This is a genomic window from Pseudomonas piscis, assembly GCF_009380155.1.
GTDB classification, from domain to species: domain Bacteria; phylum Pseudomonadota; class Gammaproteobacteria; order Pseudomonadales; family Pseudomonadaceae; genus Aquipseudomonas; species Aquipseudomonas piscis.
Genome location: NZ_WHUV01000003.1, coordinates 904,121 through 921,424, shown reverse-complemented (window position 1 = coordinate 921,424; position 17,304 = coordinate 904,121). Strand labels below are relative to the sequence as shown.

Here is a 17,304-nt window from a genome sequence, read left to right as displayed (position 1 = left end):
TCTCCATGGGCGCAAGCATTCTCACTGCGCGGAACCTTAGCAAAGTGGTTCCCAGCGCGGAAGGTGAGCTGACTATCCTCCACGAGCTCAGCCTGGAGCTCGACCAGGGCGACAGCCTGGCCATCGTCGGTGCCTCGGGCTCCGGCAAGTCCACCCTGCTCGGCTTGCTGGCAGGCCTCGACCTGCCCAGTAGTGGCGAGGTCATCCTCGCCGGCCAGAGCCTCGGCCAGCTGGATGAAGATCAGCGGGCCCGCGTCAGGGCCGAGCATGTGGGCTTCGTCTTCCAGTCCTTCCAATTGCTCGACAGCCTCAACGCCCTGGAGAACGTCATGCTGCCCATGGAGCTGGATGGCCGCCGCGATGCTCGCGAACGCGCCACCGAGCTACTGCGCCGGGTCGGCCTGGGCCAACGCCTGAGCCACTCGCCGCGCCAGTTGTCAGGCGGAGAACAGCAACGGGTGGCCATCGCCCGGGCATTCGCCGCCGAACCTGACGTGCTGTTCGCCGACGAACCCACCGGCAACCTCGATAGCCATACCGGAGAGCGTATCAGCGACCTGCTGTTCGAACTCAACAGGGAAAGCGGTACCACCCTGGTGCTGGTGACCCATGATGAGCGCCTGGCCCACCGTTGCCAGCGCCTGATCCGTCTCGAAGCGGGCTCGCTGGTCGCCCCCCTGGAGCCTTGATGGCACGCCTGTCCCTGTTGCGAGTCTTCAGCCTGGCCCTGCGCCAATTGCTGCGTGATGCCCGGGCCGGTGAGCTGCGGGTCCTGTTCTTCGCCTTGCTGGTGGCCGTTGCGGCGAGCACGGCCATCGGCTATTTCGGCGCCCGCCTGAACGGAGCGATGCAGTTGCGGGCCACCGAATTCCTCGGCGCCGACCTGCTGCTCGAAGGCAGCTCGCCAGCACATCCGCAACAGATCGACAGCGGGCGCGTCCTGGGCCTGGAACACGCCAGTATCGTCGAGTTCTCCAGTGTCATCGCCACGGACAACGGTATCCAGCTGTCGAGCATCAAGGCCGTGGACAGCGCCTACCCGTTGCGCGGCCAACTCAAGAGCGCCGAAGCCCCCTATGCCAGCGAGCTACCTGGTGGGACTCCCGGGTCCGGCGAAGCCTGGGTCGAGCCGCGGTTGCTGGCCGCACTTAACTTGAAGATCGGCGATAGCATCGACGTCGGCAGCAAGACCTTGCGCCTGGCCCGGGTCCTGACCTACGAGCCGGATCGTGCCGGCAACTTCTATAGCCTGACGCCCCGTGTGCTGATCAACCTGAATGACCTGCAAGCCACCGGCGTGGTCCAGCCCGGCAGCCGAGTCAGCTACAAGGAACTCTGGCGCGGCCCTGCACCTGCCTTGGAGGCTTACCGCCAGCAGGTCAAGCCGGGGCTTCAAGCCAACCAGCGACTGCAGGATGCACGCGATGGCAACCAGCAGATCGGCGGCGCACTGGGCAAGGCCGAGCGCTACCTGAACATGGCCAGCCTGGTGGCGGTACTGCTCTCGGGAGTCGCGGTGGCGCTATCGGCCAACCGATTCGCTGCGCGCCGTTTCGATGCCAGCGCCTTGTTGCGTTGCCTGGGGCTATCGCGCCGGGAAACCCTGTTGTTGTTCACGACCCAATTGGCGTTGCTCGGTCTGCTGGCCAGCCTCAGTGGCGCATTGCTGGGATGGCTGGCGCAGTTGGTGTTGTTCTACCTGCTGCACGGGCTGCTACCTGCCGATGTTCCTCCGGGCGGCCTGCTGCCGGCCATTGCCGGCATCGGTACCGGGCTGGTGGCCCTGGCCGGCTTCGCCTTGCCGCCCCTGGCAGCGCTGGGCCGCGTGCCGCCCTTGCGGGTCCTGCGTCGCGACCTGCTGCCGATCCCACCCAGCACTTGGCTGATCTATGGCGTCGCGCTGCTGGCCCTGGGCCTGATCATGTGGCGCTTGAGCCTGGATCTGATCCTGACCTTCGCCCTGCTGGGTGGCGGCCTGGTCGCCGCGCTGGCCCTGGGCGGCCTGCTATTGCTGGCGCTGCAGAGCTTGCGCCGGTTGCTGGCTCGCTCCTCCCTGCCTTGGCGCCTGGGCTTGGGCCAGTTGCTGCGCCATCCCCTGGCCGCCGCCGGGCAATCCATGGCGTTCGGCCTGATCCTGCTGTCCATGGCGCTGATCGCCCTGTTGCGGGCAGAACTGCTGGATACCTGGCAAAACCAATTACCGAAAAATGCTCCCAACTACTTCGCCCTGAATATCCTGCCAGCCGACAAGCAAGCCTTCACCGAACGCCTGCTGCAGTTGTCCGCTCCATCCGCGCCCCTGTACCCGGTGGTCCCCGGACGCTTGGTGAGCATAAATGGCGAAGCGGTGCAGCAGATCGTCACCAAGGAGTCCAGTGGCGATCGAGCGGTGCAACGCGACCTGAGCCTGACCTGGTCTGCCGAATTGCCCGCGGGCAACCAAATTACCGCAGGAAGCTGGTGGTCGTCCTCACCCCAGGCTGATGAGGCACTGCCTGGTGTATCGGTGGAGGCCAAGGTGGCCGAAAGCCTGAAACTGAAACTGGGGGACCAGTTGACCTTTACCGTTGCCGGTGTGAACCGGCAAGCCCGGGTCACCAGCTTGCGCAGCGTCAACTGGGACAACTTCCAGCCGAACTTCTTCATGATCTTCCAACCTGGAACCCTCAAGGACCTGCCGGCGACCTACCTCACCAGCTTCTACCTGAGCCCCGGGCACGACCAGCAAGTGGTGGAGCTGTCGCGGGCCTTCCCGGCCGTGACCATTCTCCAGATCGAGGCCTTGCTGGAGCAATTGCGCAGCATCCTGGCCCAGGTCACCTTGGCGGTGGAGTATGTGCTGCTGTTCGTACTAGCGGCAGGAATGGCGGTACTACTGTCCGGTTTGCAAGCCACGCTCGACGAACGCCTGCGCCAAGGTGCACTACTGCGAGCACTGGGCGCCGAACGACGGCTGCTGGTCAAGGCACGACGGATCGAGTTCGGCCTGCTCGGGGCCATGAGCGGCCTGTTGGCGGCACTGGGTTGCGAACTGGTCAGCCTGGTACTCTACCGCTTCGCCTTCGACCTGCCCTGGCACCCGCACCCCTGGCTGTTGCTGCTACCGCTGGCTGGTGCGGTGCTAGTGGGGGCTGCCGGGGTGTTCGGCACCCGGCGAGCGCTCAACGCCAGTCCATTGAGCGTTCTGCGCGAGGGATGAGAGCTCGCCGCTGCGGTGGCGAGCCTACTTCTGGTAGTCGATCTGGTTGATCCACCAGCAGGTCTCGCCCGCCGGAGTCACGACGATGGCTTCATCTCCCACTTCCTTTTTCAGCAGGGCCCGAGCCATGGGCGAATCAATGGATATGTAGTCCTTGCGCTGGTAGATCTCGTCATAACCCACGATGCGAAAACGCTTGATCTCGGCCGCTTCGTTCTCGACTTCGACCCAAGCGCCGAAGAACACCCGGCCCTCCTGCTCCGGCGCATATCCCACTACCCGCATGTCCTCCAGACGCTTGCGTATGTAGCGCACCCGGCGATCGATTTCCCGCAGCAGCTTCTTGTTGTACTGGTAGTCGGCATTCTCACTCCGGTCCCCCAACGAAGCCGCCCAAGTGACCTTCTGCGTGATTTCCGGGCGATGCTCCCGCCACAGGTAATCCAGTTCCTGCTTGAGAGCCTCGTAACCTTCCTGCGTGATGAGCTTGGTACTCAATTGGCTTGTCATCTCCCAGCCCGGCAGGCTGCTACGTTGTTTGAATGAATCGCAAAGCACGGTCACCAGGGAGCATCGCCGCTCCGCCACTTCCGCTCTATACAACTATCAGATTTGTCCGATTTAGATCTCAGAAAAATCCACCAATCATTTGATCAAGAGGACAAAGCCTCAGACGACAAGGCACCTTTTCAGCAGCGCTCTCAGTACTCCAGGCCGCTCGCCAGCTGGAGCCCTCCACTTCAAGGACTCTCAAGGTGCCTCTCGATCCGCCGAAAATCAAAGGGAGCCACCGATGGGCAGCATCATCATCGTCGATGACCATCCACTGATCCGCCTGGCGCTCAGGTCGGAACTGGAAACCCGGCAGTACACCATAGTCGGCGAAACCGACAATGGCGCCGACGCCGTGCAACTGGTACGCCAACACAACCCGGACCTGCTGATCCTCGACCTGGGCATTCCCAACCTGGACGGATTTTCGGTCATCGATCACATCAGGTGTATCCAGAAGCCTCTCAAGATCCTGGTGGTCACCGCCAGTGAGTCAAAAAACTACGCCTTGCGCTGCCTGCAGGCCGGAGCCATGGGTTTCCTGAGCAAGACCGAAAACCTCCACGAACTGGGTCATGCCGTCAAAGCCATATTATCCGGCTATATCTACTTTCCCGACGACACCCTCAACCTGATGCAGCAGAACAGCCGTGCCACCGATCAGGAGAGCGTGCTTATTTCCCGTCTTAGCGATCGCGAGATCACGGTCCTGAAACTACTGGCCAATGGGCTGAACAACCAACAGATCGCCGATAACCTGCTGATCAGCCACAAGACCGTCAGCACCTACAAGATTCGGCTATTCAAGCACTTCAACATTTCCAACCTGGTAGCCCTGGCCGAGTTGGCGAAGCGCAATTCGGTGGTGTGAATGACTGCTCGCCAGTCGGACTGGAACCATCGCTGGTGAGCCCTTGGTACCGCCGACCAATACGGGTCCGACTGGAGCGAGGACGCTCAACGACGAACGATCAACCCTTGCCGGGCGACACGGGTCAATTGCTTGATGACTTCAGCGGCATCCTGCGCCTGGGGAGCGGGGATGACCGCCAAGTCGAAATTGTCACTGGCAAAACGAGCCAGGGACTCACCGTCCTCGACAAACTGGATCAGGAACGCCGCCGGTCCCGTGGAACGCCGGGGCCAGCCATCGAGATAACGCAACAAGGTAGGTTGGTGCTGACCGCTGAGGAGGATTTTCGGATTGCGCGGGGAAAGACTCGCCGTGATTGGCGCAAGACGTACAAGGGGGCGTGGTGCATTCATCGTATCGTGTCTCTGCCTCAAGTTTCTGCCGGGCAGGTGAGAGGCAACACCGAACCAGCGCTTTAGCGGTACTTCGAAGCCGGACTGGCTTCTGGCAGCAAGCTTTCGGCTTGCCTGGCGCCCCGCAAGTAGCTGTTTAAATCGGCGCATGAGCAGCATCCTAGAGAAGCCGGCCGGTCAGTGTCAAGATTCCAGCAAGACGAAAAAAGGCCTGCATCGGCAGGCCTTGGGACATTCTTGCAAGCGCTTGACCCGGGACAATCGCAGGAGCTGCGCCCACCCGGATCGACCGCCAGGATCACTTGGCGATGGACGCATCCAACGAGAGTTTGCCGGCCCCTTCGATCAGCACCGCCAGGGTACCGCCGAGCAGCGCCAGGGCGAATTCGTAGCCATTGTTGGCCATGAACAAGCCATTGCTGATATGCACCGAGAAGATCGCCACCACTAGGGTGAAGGTCAAGCCCAGGGCCGCAGGACGGGCCAGCAAACCGATGATCAGCGCCAGGCCGGCGAAGAACTCGGTGCCACCCGACAGCAAGGCCATCAGGTAACCCGGGGCCAGGCCGATGCTTTCCATCCACTGGGCAGTGCCCGCCAGGCCGCCACCGCCGAACCAACCGAAGAGTTTCTGCGAACCGTGGGCCGCGAAGATGATGCCGACAAGGATGCGCACGACGGTCAGGCCATAACCTGCGCGGGTTCCCAGTACGTTCTTGATCAAAGTGCTCATGCTGTGTGTCCTGTGTAAGGGGGAGAAGTTGGTCGCCATATTAATCAGTTTTCATCATGTTAAAAGCGGAAATACTCCGACATAACAATCAAATTTTTAGATTATTTGCGCGATACAACTTTTCGCTCACGAGGCTCCAGGGAGTCCCGTTCGCGATCGAAGGCCAGATAGTATTTGTTGACACTATTAACATAGCTGACCGCCCCCATCCCCACCTGCTCCATGGCGATGCGCTCCACCTGGAAGAACCACTGGTTCGGGTTCAACCCGCGACGCCTGGCCTCGGTGCGCATGCCCTGGACCCGCTCCGGCCCCATGTTGTAGGCCGCCAGGATGAACGCCATCCGCTCGCGCTCATTGAGCTTGGGGCTGGCGAAGAATTTGCGACGGATCATGGCCAGGTACCTGGCTCCGGCCTGCACATTGCTGTCCACGGATTGGATATTGCTCACACCCACCCGCTGCGCCGCCGAAGGCGTGATCTGCATCAGCCCGGTGGGACCGCCACCACTCCTGGCACTTGGCTGAAGAGCCGATTCCTTGAAGGCCAGGGCTGCCAGGTTCAGCCAATCCATGCCCTGTTCCCCGGCATGCTTTTGCAGCACCGGTCGCAACTTCTCCAGGCGCTGGCGATCGGCCCGGGCCAGCGGGTAATGCACCTGGTACTGGCGTCGGTAGATACGCAGGAAGGCCGCATCCTGGTCCGCTGGCGTCTTGTAGGTCTTGAGGAACCGATCGATGCTCGCCCGCAACATCGAGGCATCACGCCGGACGAACCAGTGTTCCTCCCCGGGCTCGCTGATCTTCAGTTGCCGGTCCAGGCGCAACTTGCCGAGGATCTTGCCCCAGCGCTCGGCAATCGGCTGCTCGACTATGGTCAGGTGGAAGATGCCGCCCTGGACCATTTCCAGCACATCCTCCACCGCCAGGCTGGGATCGACCCACTCGACCTTGATCGGAGCCAGCTTGTGCAGGGCCAGCTTCTGGTTGATCTGGCTCACCGCCTCACCGGCAGCACTGCCGGTGGTGAGGGTCAGGGTCTTGCCGGACAGTTGCTCGACTCGCGTATAACGCCGCTCCCCCTTGATTCCCACCAGCAGCAACGGAACGTTACTGGCGATCGGATCGCTGGAGCTGACCGCATGCCCGGGCTGGGACTCCAGCAACTCCCCTGGGGCCACCAGGTCCCCTTCTCCGCGCTGCAGGGCACCCAGTAACTGGTCCTTGGCCTTGGGGATGATCTTCAGGCTGATTTCCTGGCCATCGCGGGCATGGCCATTGAGGTACTGCTCGAAAGCCCGCAGGCGATGGTACTCGACCCCGATGGGCTGGCCCTGGACTTCACCGGAGCTGTTGCGGCTCTGGTTGACCAGCACCCGCAGCACCCGACTGCTACGGATTTCCGCCAGGTCGCGGACCTTGCCCTTGGCCTGGACTTCCGGTGGCCCGGCCAGGCGCGCCACCGCCGGCAACGGCAGGAGCAGGGTCAGGCACAGAGCGAGCAAGATCGAGGGTCGGGTCATCCGTTCTCCGCATGGAATACTGTTCAACCCTTCGTCGCTTTTCCGGGGTTGATCGCCAGAAACTAAGCGCCGTGGGCGCTGGCAAGGTGCGAAAGACAGCTGAAATGGCCGGTGCGAGCGCTGGGCCATTGCTGTTTGCGACAGCAAGAGACAGCTTCAACTCGTTGTAGTTCTTGGTTTTTCTTATTAAATCCAGAGCTCTGATATGCTTTCCGGCCGCAGGCGGAGATAGCACCATGCAACTCATCGATATCGGCGTCAACCTGACCAATCCCTGTTTTTCCGAAAAACGCCAAGCGGTTCTCGATCGTGCTTATGAAGCTGGTGTCTGCCAATTGATCGTGACCGGAACCAGCGTCGAGGGCAGCGAACAGGCCCTGGACCTGTGCCAACAACTGGATCCCGAGGGCCAGAGGCTGTTCGCCACTGCCGGCCTGCACCCCCACAGCGCCAGCGACTGGAACCCCGACAGCGCCCGGCGCCTGCGAGCCCTGCTGGGCGAATCGCGGATACGGGCGGTGGGCGAATGCGGCCTGGACTTCAACCGGGATTTCTCACCTCGCCCGCAGCAGGAAAAGGTCCTGGAAGAGCACCTGGCCCTGGCGGCCGAGTTGCAACTGCCGGTGTTCCTCCACGAACGCGATGCCAACGAGCGCCTGCTGGCTATCCTGAAAGACTTCCGGGACCGTTTGCCGGCAGCCGTGGTGCATTGTTTCACCGGTGAGCAGCGAGCGCTGTTCAGCTATCTCGACCTGGACCTGCATATCGGCATCACCGGCTGGATCTGCGATGAACGCCGGGGGACCCACCTGCATCCGCTGGTGCGGGAGATTCCTCGGGGCCGCCTGATGCTGGAGAGCGATGCGCCGTACCTGTTGCCACGCAGCCTGCGGCCGAAACCGAAGAATGGCCAGAATGAACCGGCCTACCTGACCGAGGTGCTGCGTGAAGTGGCCTTGCACCGCCAGGAAACACCGGAGGACCTGGCTCGCCACAGCACAGCCTGCGCCCGGGCGTTCTTCGGCCTGTCAGAAATTGCTTGATGCATATCAAGATTTTTCTTAACGCATAACGGCACAATAATGGCACCTTGCCAATACTATTCCGCTCAATCAGAGAAGACCTTCTATGGGTGCCTGGCTTAGCAATATCTCGCTGAAATACAAATTCTGGGCGGTCAATGCGGTCGCCTTCGTCACCACCTTGTTATTAGTGCTGTACGCCGTGCAACTGGAACAACAGGCCCGTAGCCAGAGTGCCCAGGCCGCTGCCCAGGCCCAGGCGCGCCTGCTCGATGCCTGGCCTGTCGACAAACCACTGCCCAGCGCCGAGAACCTGGTGTTTTTCTCCCGAGGGCAGACACCGGCCCTGAACGACCAGCCCGTCCCCGAGCTGAATGGCGCCAGCGGCTGGGTCGAACTCAACCACCTGCCGCTGTTCGGCGACAACCCGCTGTTGGGCGCTGAGGTCATAGGCCGCGCCGACGGCCGGCAAGTCGCCGTACTGGCCCATACTCCCAGCTTCGCCCAGGTGTTCGGCGATCGCTTCACCAACTACGCAGTCGCGGTGTTCATCCTGATGTTCGCCATGCTCTGCGCTTCGCAGTTGCTGATCCGCTTTCTTCTCAGCCAGCTCAACACCCTCAAGGACGTGATGCTGCACGTTGAAAAGACCGGCGATTTATCCGCCCGGGTACCGCTGTCCTGCAAGGACGAAGTGGGCCAGATGGCCAGCGCCTTCAACGCCATGCAAGCCGGCTACCAGCGGGTGGTGAACACTGTGGCCAATACCGCGCGCCAGCTTGACCAGGGCGCCGCACGCTTGGCATCGAGCATGAACGACGTGCGCCACGGCATGCTCGGCCAGCAAAGCGAAACCGACCAGGCGGCGACGGCGATCAATGAAATGTCCGCCACCGTCTACCACATCGCCCAGCATGCCGGGGCGACCCGGGACCTGTCGCAAACCGCCGATGCCCTGGCCGGTTCCGGGCACGAGGTGGTGGGCCGGGTGCAGAAGTCCATCGCCGGGTTGTCCAACGGCGTGCAGCAGACCGCCGAGATGATCCAGAAGCTGGCCGAGGACAGCCAGAAGATCAACGGCGTGGTCAACGTTATCCACAGCATCGCCGAACAGACCAACCTGCTGGCGCTCAACGCCGCCATCGAGGCCGCGCGGGCTGGCGAGATGGGCCGCGGCTTCGCCGTGGTGGCCGACGAAGTACGTAACCTGGCCAAGCGCGTGCAGACCTCCACCGATGAAATCACCAGCATGGTCTCCGCCCTGCAGGCAGGCACCCGCGACGCCGTGGACTTCATGCAGGAAAGCTCGTTCAAGGCCGATGATTGCGTGCAGCAGGCCCAGGAGGCCGGCGAAGCCCTGGCGGAAATCACCGGTGCCGTGGCGCAGATGCGCGAAAGCAATACCCAGATCGCCGTCGCGGCGGAACAGCAGAGCCAAGTGGCCGAAGAAATGAACCGGGCGGTGGTGAGCATCCGTGACGTCACCGAAAACACCGTGCAGCAGACCGTGGCCTCCGCCACGACCAGCAGCGAGCTGGCCACCCTGGCCGGCGAACTGAGCAAGGCCATCGGCCAGCTCAAACTCTGAGCGACAAGACCTGCCAAAGGGGGCGAACTGCTCGCCCCCGCCTCTGCGCCTCCACGCTTGCGCTATCGAGACGATAGCCAGCCTTGATTCGTCGCCGTGCGGCTCGCGCCCTATCCTTGGTCCATGAGTTTCCAGACACTAAGGATGAGCACCATGGGCCAACGCCACCCCAACCTCCCCGCCTGGCAATGGCGGGTCTACCCGAACAGCCACCAGCATCCGACCAACCTGGTGTTGCACCTGATCGCCGTGCCACTGTTCATCGTCGGTTTCCTGCTGATTGCCTCGGGAGTGTTTTCCCTGAGCCTGCTGAACCTGGCCATCGGCGTGATCGGCATCCTCGCGGCCCTGGGCCTGCAACGCCACGGCCATAGCCTCGAAACCCAGGCCAGCGAGCCTTTCACCGATCGCCAGGACGCGGTCCAGCGCTTGCTGGTGGAGCAGTTCGTGACCTTTCCCCGCTTCGTCCTGAGCGGCGCCTGGTGGCGTGCCTGGAGGCAACGCCACCGGCACTGACGGCCACAGGGGCTCAGCCGAAAATGGTCACCGTCTGCCGACTCAGTGCGACCAGCCGCCCATCGGCACTCCACAGTGCGGCAGCGGCATGCCCATAGCCGTCGCGGGCATGCTCGATCTCCACCCGATACTTGCACCAGTCCAGGGTATCCAGCTCCAGCAGCGGCTGGACGAATTCGATGGTCCAGGTCAGGGTGCTGCCGGCGGCGGGCTTGGTCAGGTGCGGCAACAACGCCGGCGGCCAGGCATCCACCAGGGCCAGGATGTGCGCTTCGGTCACCGGTTCTTCCTTGACGTCGCCCCGCAGACGCACCCAGCCCCCCATGTCCCGTGAGCGATTGCCGGTGAACGGCATGCCGCCGATGCTCCAGCGCATCGCCAGGTGGCGCATGAATTCCGGAGTCACACCCGGGATATAGGGCAGCTCCTGGCAATCGTCCCAGTGCTTCATTTCGGGTGCCGGCAAGGCCTCGACACTCACTACCGACTCCCGCGAGGCGCCGAAGCTGCCCTGCACCAACGTCACGACCTGGCCTTCCTGCATCACCCGTCCCAGGACCTGGCTGACTGCCTTGCCCTCACGCAGCACATCCACTTCGAAACTCACCGGCACCTCGGGAGCCACAGGACCGACGAAGGTCACCGCCAGGGAGCGCACCGGGCGGTCCGCCGGAACCTTGGCGCGCATCGCCTCGTACTGCAGGGCCACCACCAGACCGCCGAAGCTGGCCCGCCCCTGGGCCCATTGCGCCGGAATGGTCAGGGCCTCGGGCTGCTTGCGAACCGCTTCGAGCAAATCATAGAAACGCATGAAAACCTCTACAGGAAATGAATGAACCCAAGGATCTTAACCAGCGAGCCAAGGCTCTACAGCAACCATTCCGGCCAAAGCAGCGGACAGATAGGCCGCTGGCCGATGCTCAATGACCGAAGCAATCGCCGTACAATTTCTCCAGCATGCGGTCGGCACGCGCCTCGGCCTTGAGCATGGTGCGCCGCCAGGTGGCCACGCAAGGCAGCAGGTCCGGCTGCTGCTCGGCCTGGGCCAGCCATTGCCAACAGTCATGCCAATCACCCAGCGCCGCCTGGGCGGCCTTGAGCCGCTTGATGGCCGGGCCAGGCAAACGGTCCAATTCAGGATAGGACTCGGCGGCATAACGCACCCGCTTGATCAGCAAACGCAGGCGATGGCGGTCGTGGGCCGGATCCTCCAGTGCCTGGCCCAGGGCCTGCCACTGCTTGCCCAGGCGCTTCTCGATGCGCGGGCGCAAGCCGCCCAGCAACTCCTGGCGCTGGGCGGCCCTGAGAAATCGCGGGAATGCATCCAGAACCATGGCCAGGCGCGCCAGCTCAGGCCCCGCCGCCACGGCAGGATACTCCTGGGCCAGCAGTACCGTGCGGCGGCCGCCGGCGGCATGCTGGCCATGCTGATGCAGGTAGGCCGCCAGGACTTCGCGATCCCGGATCGGCGTGGTCACGCGCCCTACTTGCGCACCGGCCTGTTCCAGCTGCTCGACTCCCGGCAGGCCGCGCAACGGCCGCAACAGGCTGCGCAAGCGCCGTACCCCGACACGCAGGTCATGCAGTGCCTCAGCGTCCGTGGCGGCCGCCAGGCGCGCCTGGCAGGCCAGCAAGTTCACGTCCAGGCTCAGGATCCGAGCCACCAATCGATCAACCAGGGCAGACATCAAGGATTCCCCAACACAACTCAACCAACCCGGTGCCGACTCGTCCGGCCCCGGAATGAAATCGCGGGCCGGTGACCGGCATTACGTCCGGCCCGCGGCCCGCGATCTTCGATTTTGCCGGCTTAGCGTAGCGCTTGTCGCCTTTCAACGTCCGGCACGTGATTCGCGAATATAGAAACGCGCCTTCTCGGCCTTGTTGGTGCAGCCTTCGAAGGCTTCGAACTGCTGCTGGGTCTTGGCGCCCGTCAGCAGCGACAGCGCCTTGGAGTAGCTCACGGTGCCGGCGAAACCCTCGGCCTTGGCCAGGTCCAGCTCACGCCAGGCGGCATCCAGCTGGGTACCGCAGCTGTCACGGTAGGCGGTCTTGCCTGCGCAACCGGTCAGAACCAATGCAATCAGGGGCAAGCAGATCCAGGCTTTCATCAATGACACCTCAAGAATGGGAATACAGTCGTACGGGTTAAGACGGTGGCGGTGAAAAAAAGTGCCAAGGCCACCTCCAGGAAAATATAGCCGCAGGCGCCGTGGCGCGAGGCGCGACGTCAGTCCGCGACGCCGTGCCGAGGCGCAATCCCGGGCCAGCCGCGATTGAACCTCGGGGCGCTAAGGGTGCATTGTGGCAGCCTGCTTGGCGAAAGGACGAATCATGAAAAAACGTGTCGCACTGGTCCTCGGTTCGGGAGGTGCCCGTGGGTACGCCCATATCGGGGTCATCGAGGAAATCGAAAAACGCGGTTACGAGATTGCCTGCATCGCCGGTTGCTCGATGGGGGCGGTGGTAGGCGGCATCTATGCGGCAGGCAAGCTCGACCAGTACCGGGAATGGATCGAGAGCCTGGACTATCTGGATGTGCTGCGCCTGGTGGACGTGAGCTTCCGCCTGGGGGCGATTCGCGGCGAGAAGGTCTTCGGCCAGATTCGCAAGATCGTCGGTGACATCAACATCGAGGACCTGCGCATCCCATACACCGCAGTGGCGACCGACCTGACCAACCAGCAGGAAATCTGGTTCCAGGAGGGCTGCCTGCACCAGGCCATGCGCGCCTCGGCGGCGATCCCCAGCCTGTTCACCCCGGTGATGCAGGGCAATCGCATGCTGGTGGATGGCGGCCTGCTCAACCCACTGCCCATCGTGCCGGTGGTCTCCAGCCACTGCGACCTGATCATCGCGGTCAATCTCAACTCCACCAACCAGCGGCACTATCAGTTGCCGGTGATCCAGCGCCCGCCAGCCTTCAAGAGCCGCTTCGACAGCCTGATCAACTCGCTGGGCTCGCGCCTGCCATTCCGGCGCAAGCAGGCCGAGCAACTGTTGCTGCTGGAGCAAGAGGCGTTCAGGAGCGATGCGGCGCAGATCAATCCCTGGGTCGAAGGCGCCGAACCTGAGTCCCAGCAGCCCGCTGCGGCCCCGGAAACCGACGGTGCTCCCAGGTCGGCCAGCGGCTCGTTCATCGTCGATAACGTCGGCCCCGCCTCGCTGCTGGACCTGGTCAACCAGAGCTTCGAGGTCATGCAGACCTCCCTGGCCCAGTACAAGATCGCCGGCTACCCGCCGGATATCCTGGTCAACGTACCCAAGCGGGTGTGCCGTTTCTTCGAATTCTACAAGGCGCCGGAGCTGATCGCCTTGGGTCGGGAAATCGCCAGCGACACCCTCGACCGCTACGAACAGGAGCAGCTCTAGCTCAAGCTTCGCCCGTCAACAAGCGATAACCGACCCCGGCCTCGGTGACGATGAAACGCGGCCGGGTCGGGTCGTCTGCCAGCTTCTGGCGCAAGTGCCCGACCACGATCCGCAGGTAATGGCTGTCTTCGGTATGGGTCGGCCCCCAGATGTCCTTGAGCAGTTGCTGCTGGGTGATCACCCGCCCCGGGTGGCGAGCCAGCTGGGCCAGCACAGCATATTCCTTGCGTGTCAGGGCTACTTCCACGCCTTCGAGCAACACCCGGCGGTACGCCAGGTCGACCGTCAAGGGCCCCACCTGCAACGCCGCTTCCTGGACTTCTCCGGACGGGGCCTGGCGCAACAGGGCGCGTATGCGAGCCAGGAACTCCTGGATGCCGAACGGCTTGGTGACATAGTCGTTGGCCCCACCGTCCAGGGCTTCGACCTTCTGCAACTCGCTGGCCCGCACCGAGAGCACCAGCACCGGTACCGCCGACCACTCGCGAAATTCGCGCAGCACCTGCTGGCCATCCATGTCCGGCAACCCCAGGTCGAGCACCAGCAGGTCCGGCTTGTTCAACGCCGCCTGGGCCAGGCCCTCGATACCGGTGCCGGCTTCAATCACTTTGTATCCTTGGGACGCCAGGCTGATGCGCAGGAATTTGCGGATCTGCGGCTCGTCGTCGATGACCAGGATGGTCGCGGTCTGGCTCATGGGTTCAGTTCAAGACAAATAAGAGACAAGAGAGTAGCGCAACGCCAATCTCCTCCAGAGGGCTTTTGCAGGAGCCCTCGCCCCTGCCACCAGGCGCATCACAGCTCACCCTCGAGTTCGGGCTGGGCCTGCAAGGGCAGGTACAGGGCGATGCAGGTACCCCGCCCTTCGATGCCATCGGCGACACTGATATGTCCGCCGTGCGCCCCCACCATGCCCTTGCAGATCGCCAGCCCCAGGCCCGTACCCTGGCCGCCCCGATCGCCCCTGGCGGCGGTGTAGAACATGTCGAAGATCTTCGCCCGCTCCTCCTCGGGAATACCCGGCCCCTCGTCGCTCACAGCGAAACTCAGCGCCTGCTCGTCGGCGCGAACCGCCAGGTGCAGGCGGCCATGGACCGGGGAAAAACGCGCCGCATTCTCCAGCACATTGACCAGGGCCTGTTCGATCAGCGCCGCGTGTACATACAGCAGCGGCAGATCCTGGGGCAACTGCGTACTGACCTGCAACGGCGCCAGCACCACCCGCAGGCGATTGAGCGCGCTGCCGACGATATCCGCCGGGGTGACCCAGTCGCGGGCCAGCTTCAAGGCGCCATGGCCAAGGCGGGTCATGTCCAGCAGGTTCTGGATATATCGATCCAGGCGCTCGGCTTCATCCCGGGTGCCCTCCAGCAGTTCCCTGCGATCCTCCAGGGGAATCGCCTCGCCCAAGGCCAACAGGCTATCTATGCTGCCGCGCATCGACGTCAGCGGAGTGCGCAAGTCGTGGGACACCGAGGCCAGCAAGGCGCTGCGCAGTTGCTCGGTTTCGCCGTGCAAGCGCGCCGCCTCCAGGTCCTCGGCCAGGCGCGCCCGGGCCAGGGCCTGGGCCAACGGCTGGCTGAGCGCGGTGAGCAAGCGCCGACGTTGATCACTGAAGATCGCGCCCTCCCTGGGGCACACCCCCAACAAGCCCAAGGGGCCGTCATCCACCGACAGCGGCCACCACCACCAACGGCCAAAAGGCAGGGTCCCGGTGCCCAACCCCGCAGGTTGATCGTGCTGCCAGGCCCAATCGGCCGCGGCTCGCTCGGCTTCGGAGAGTTGCTGCGTGCCGCCGCTCTCGACCTTCCAGGCACCTTGCTCATCGCGGTTGAACAAACAGATACGCAACTCCTCGCGCCCGTTCAGGTGCTGGATCGCAGCGCTGATCACCGCCTGCCGATCGGTGGCAGCCGTGAGTTTGCGCGACAGGTCCAGCAACTCGCCGGTTTCTTCCTGGGTATCGCGCAGGGCCTGCAATTGCCGACGCTGGCGGGCCGCGAGATTACCCGTGAGGGCGGCCATCAGCAGGAAGAACAGCAGGGTCAGCACGTCTTCTTCGCGCTGGATGGAAAGGGAGAAGTTCGGCGGGATGAACAGGAAGTCGTAACTCAGGAACGACAGCGCGGCGCAGGCCAGGGCCGGCCCCAGGCTGCTGCGCACCGCCACCAGCAGCACTGCGGCGAGAAATACCAGGGAGATGTTCGGCAGCGCCAGGATTCCAGCCACGCCCCAGGCCAGGGCACTGGCCAACAGCGTCGCCAACAGCGCCAGGGCATAGTCGAACCACATCAACGGATGCTTGACCCGCAACTTCGGCTGGCTGGGCAATGGCTCGCTGTCCAGGACATTGATTTCCAGGCCATCGGCGTTGCGCAGCAAACGTGCCGCCAGCCCGCCGCCGAACCAGCGCCGGCGCCAGCGACGGCTCGACTGCCCCACCAGCAACAGGCTGGCCCGCCGCTCGTTAGCGTGCTGGATCAGGGTCTTGGCCACCTCGCCCGCCCGCAGCAGGACCACCTCCCCGCCCAGGCGCTCGGCCAGTTGCTGGGCCGCTTGCAGACGCAAGCGCGACTGCTCGTCGCCAAGGCGGCCGTTATCTACATGCACCAGGCTCCAGGGCAGATGCCGACGCTGTGCGACTCGGCTGGCATGGCGCACCAGGCGTTCGGCCTGGAGATCACCGTCGACGCCCACCAACAGCCGCCCGCGCACCGCCGGTGCCGCTTGCCCGAGGCGGCGATAACCCTGGGCCAGGTCGTTGTCCACCTGGGCCGCCGCGGTCTGCATCGCCAACTCACGCAGGGCCGTGAGGTTGGTCTGGCTGAAGAAGGCATCGATGGCCGCCCGCGCCTGCTCCGGCACATAGACCTTACCATCGCGCAGGCGCTCCAGCAGCTCCCGGGGCGGCAGGTCCACCAGTTGCAGCTCATAGGCCTCCTGCAGTACCCAGTCGGGCAAGGTCTCGCGGACCTGGACCCCGGTGATGCCGCGCACCTGGTCATTGAGGCTCTCCAGGTGCTGGACGTTGACCGTGGTGAACACGTCGATGCCTGCCGCCAGCAGCTCCTGGATGTCCTGCCAGCGCTTGGCATGGCGGCTGCCCGGAGCGTTGCTGTGGGCCAATTCGTCCACCAGCGCCAGCTTGGGCCGGGCCTTGAGCAGGCCGTCCAGGTCCATCTCCTCCAGCAGCACCCCACGGTACTCCGAGCGCAGCAGGGGCTGTTGCGGCAAGCCGCCCAGCAGTGCCTCGGTCTCGGCCCGGCCGTGGGTCTCCACCACGCCGGCCAGGACCTTGACGCCCTGGCGCATCTGAGTGTGGGCGGCCTGGAGCATGGCGTAGGTCTTGCCGACTCCGGGCGCGGCGCCGAGAAAGACCTTGAGCCGGCCACGCCCGTCCCGGGGCAGCTCGGCAAGCAGCGCGTCGGCGCGACCGGAATCACTCATGGGGCATCTCTCTGCGACAAGACAATGGATTTCAATCGTCACTCCTTGGGGCTCGAGCATCGCAAAAGCCTCTTTCGGGGCTTTCC

At 63.7% G+C, this 17,304-nt stretch carries 16 protein-coding genes; 7 read left to right on the top strand and 9 right to left on the bottom strand.

The window, feature by feature from the left end; translation table 11 throughout:
* Positions 1-5: 5 nt before the first annotated feature.
* Both GDH07_RS21280 and GDH07_RS21275 read left to right on the top strand, forming a co-directional pair.
* Entirely contained in the window at positions 6-689 is a 684-nt protein-coding gene (locus GDH07_RS21280) for an ABC transporter ATP-binding protein (protein ID WP_152898794.1), read from the top strand.
* The gene (locus tag GDH07_RS21275; RefSeq protein WP_152898793.1) at positions 689-3,199 is read left to right on the top strand and encodes an ABC transporter permease; all 2,511 of its coding nucleotides are present in this window, start codon (positions 689-691) and stop codon (positions 3,197-3,199) included. The genes GDH07_RS21280 and GDH07_RS21275 overlap by 1 nt, the downstream gene beginning before the upstream one ends.
* A 24-nt stretch (positions 3,200-3,223) precedes the next feature.
* Here the strand turns inward: GDH07_RS21275 and greB are convergent, their stop codons facing one another.
* Positions 3,224-3,697: a transcription elongation factor GreB gene (gene greB, locus GDH07_RS21270; RefSeq protein ID WP_031320264.1), complete on the bottom strand. Its 474-nt coding sequence runs from the start codon at positions 3,695-3,697 to the stop codon at positions 3,224-3,226.
* A gap of 295 nt (positions 3,698-3,992) precedes the next feature.
* On the opposite strand from greB, the gene GDH07_RS21265 reads away from it, so the two are divergent.
* The gene (locus GDH07_RS21265) at positions 3,993-4,622 is read left to right on the top strand and encodes a response regulator transcription factor (protein ID WP_022640091.1); all 630 of its coding nucleotides are present in this window, start codon (positions 3,993-3,995) and stop codon (positions 4,620-4,622) included.
* An 86-nt stretch (positions 4,623-4,708) separates the two neighbouring features.
* Here GDH07_RS21265 and GDH07_RS21260 read toward each other — a convergent pair whose 3' ends face one another.
* The 3 genes from GDH07_RS21260 to GDH07_RS21250 all read right to left on the bottom strand — a co-directional run bounded on the left by GDH07_RS21260 (position 4,709) and on the right by GDH07_RS21250 (position 7,273).
* Positions 4,709-5,017: a hypothetical protein gene (locus GDH07_RS21260; protein WP_053133423.1), complete on the bottom strand. Its 309-nt coding sequence runs from the start codon at positions 5,015-5,017 to the stop codon at positions 4,709-4,711.
* 298 nt (positions 5,018-5,315) lie between these two features.
* Complete coding sequence (locus GDH07_RS21255; protein ID WP_022640093.1) at positions 5,316-5,750, bottom strand: DoxX family protein; 435 nt, start codon at positions 5,748-5,750, stop codon at positions 5,316-5,318.
* 101 nt (positions 5,751-5,851) lie between these two features.
* On the bottom strand, positions 5,852-7,273 hold the full coding sequence (locus GDH07_RS21250; RefSeq protein WP_152898792.1) for an MltF family protein: 1,422 nt from the start codon (positions 7,271-7,273) through the stop codon (positions 5,852-5,854).
* A 236-nt stretch (positions 7,274-7,509) separates the two neighbouring features.
* On the opposite strand from GDH07_RS21250, the gene GDH07_RS21245 reads away from it, so the two are divergent.
* The 3 genes from GDH07_RS21245 to GDH07_RS21235 all read left to right on the top strand — a co-directional run bounded on the left by GDH07_RS21245 (position 7,510) and on the right by GDH07_RS21235 (position 10,399).
* Positions 7,510-8,316, top strand: coding sequence for a TatD family hydrolase (locus tag GDH07_RS21245; protein WP_152898791.1), 807 nt, complete (start codon positions 7,510-7,512; stop codon positions 8,314-8,316).
* 85 nt (positions 8,317-8,401) lie between these two features.
* Entirely contained in the window at positions 8,402-9,883 is a 1,482-nt protein-coding gene (locus GDH07_RS21240) for a methyl-accepting chemotaxis protein (protein WP_152898790.1), read from the top strand.
* A gap of 153 nt (positions 9,884-10,036) precedes the next feature.
* Positions 10,037-10,399 (top strand): terminase, encoded by a 363-nt coding sequence (locus GDH07_RS21235; RefSeq protein ID WP_152898789.1) that lies wholly within the window; start codon positions 10,037-10,039, stop codon positions 10,397-10,399.
* Between the two features lie 13 nt (positions 10,400-10,412).
* Here the strand turns inward: GDH07_RS21235 and GDH07_RS21230 are convergent, their stop codons facing one another.
* The 3 genes from GDH07_RS21230 to GDH07_RS21220 form a co-directional block, all read right to left on the bottom strand.
* Positions 10,413-11,210, bottom strand: coding sequence for an acyl-CoA thioesterase (locus tag GDH07_RS21230; protein ID WP_022640097.1), 798 nt, complete (start codon positions 11,208-11,210; stop codon positions 10,413-10,415).
* 109 nt (positions 11,211-11,319) lie between these two features.
* Positions 11,320-12,087, bottom strand: a complete 768-nt coding sequence (locus tag GDH07_RS21225; RefSeq protein WP_152898788.1) for a CHAD domain-containing protein — start codon at positions 12,085-12,087, stop codon at positions 11,320-11,322.
* A gap of 144 nt (positions 12,088-12,231) precedes the next feature.
* Positions 12,232-12,510: a hypothetical protein gene (locus GDH07_RS21220; RefSeq protein ID WP_022640099.1), complete on the bottom strand. Its 279-nt coding sequence runs from the start codon at positions 12,508-12,510 to the stop codon at positions 12,232-12,234.
* Between the two features lie 223 nt (positions 12,511-12,733).
* Between GDH07_RS21220 and GDH07_RS21215 the strand changes: the two genes are divergently transcribed.
* Positions 12,734-13,771 carry a patatin-like phospholipase family protein gene (locus tag GDH07_RS21215; RefSeq protein WP_152898787.1) on the top strand — a complete coding sequence of 346 codons (1,038 nt, stop codon included), beginning with the start codon at positions 12,734-12,736 and terminating at the stop codon, positions 13,769-13,771.
* Position 13,772: 1 nt separating this feature from the next.
* On the opposite strand, the gene GDH07_RS21210 is transcribed toward GDH07_RS21215, so the two are convergent.
* The gene (locus GDH07_RS21210) at positions 13,773-14,468 is read right to left on the bottom strand and encodes a response regulator (RefSeq protein ID WP_152898786.1); all 696 of its coding nucleotides are present in this window, start codon (positions 14,466-14,468) and stop codon (positions 13,773-13,775) included.
* A gap of 98 nt (positions 14,469-14,566) precedes the next feature.
* On the bottom strand, positions 14,567-17,218 hold the full coding sequence (locus GDH07_RS21205) for a sensor histidine kinase (RefSeq protein ID WP_152898785.1): 2,652 nt from the start codon (positions 17,216-17,218) through the stop codon (positions 14,567-14,569).
* Positions 17,219-17,304: the final 86 nt, after the last annotated feature.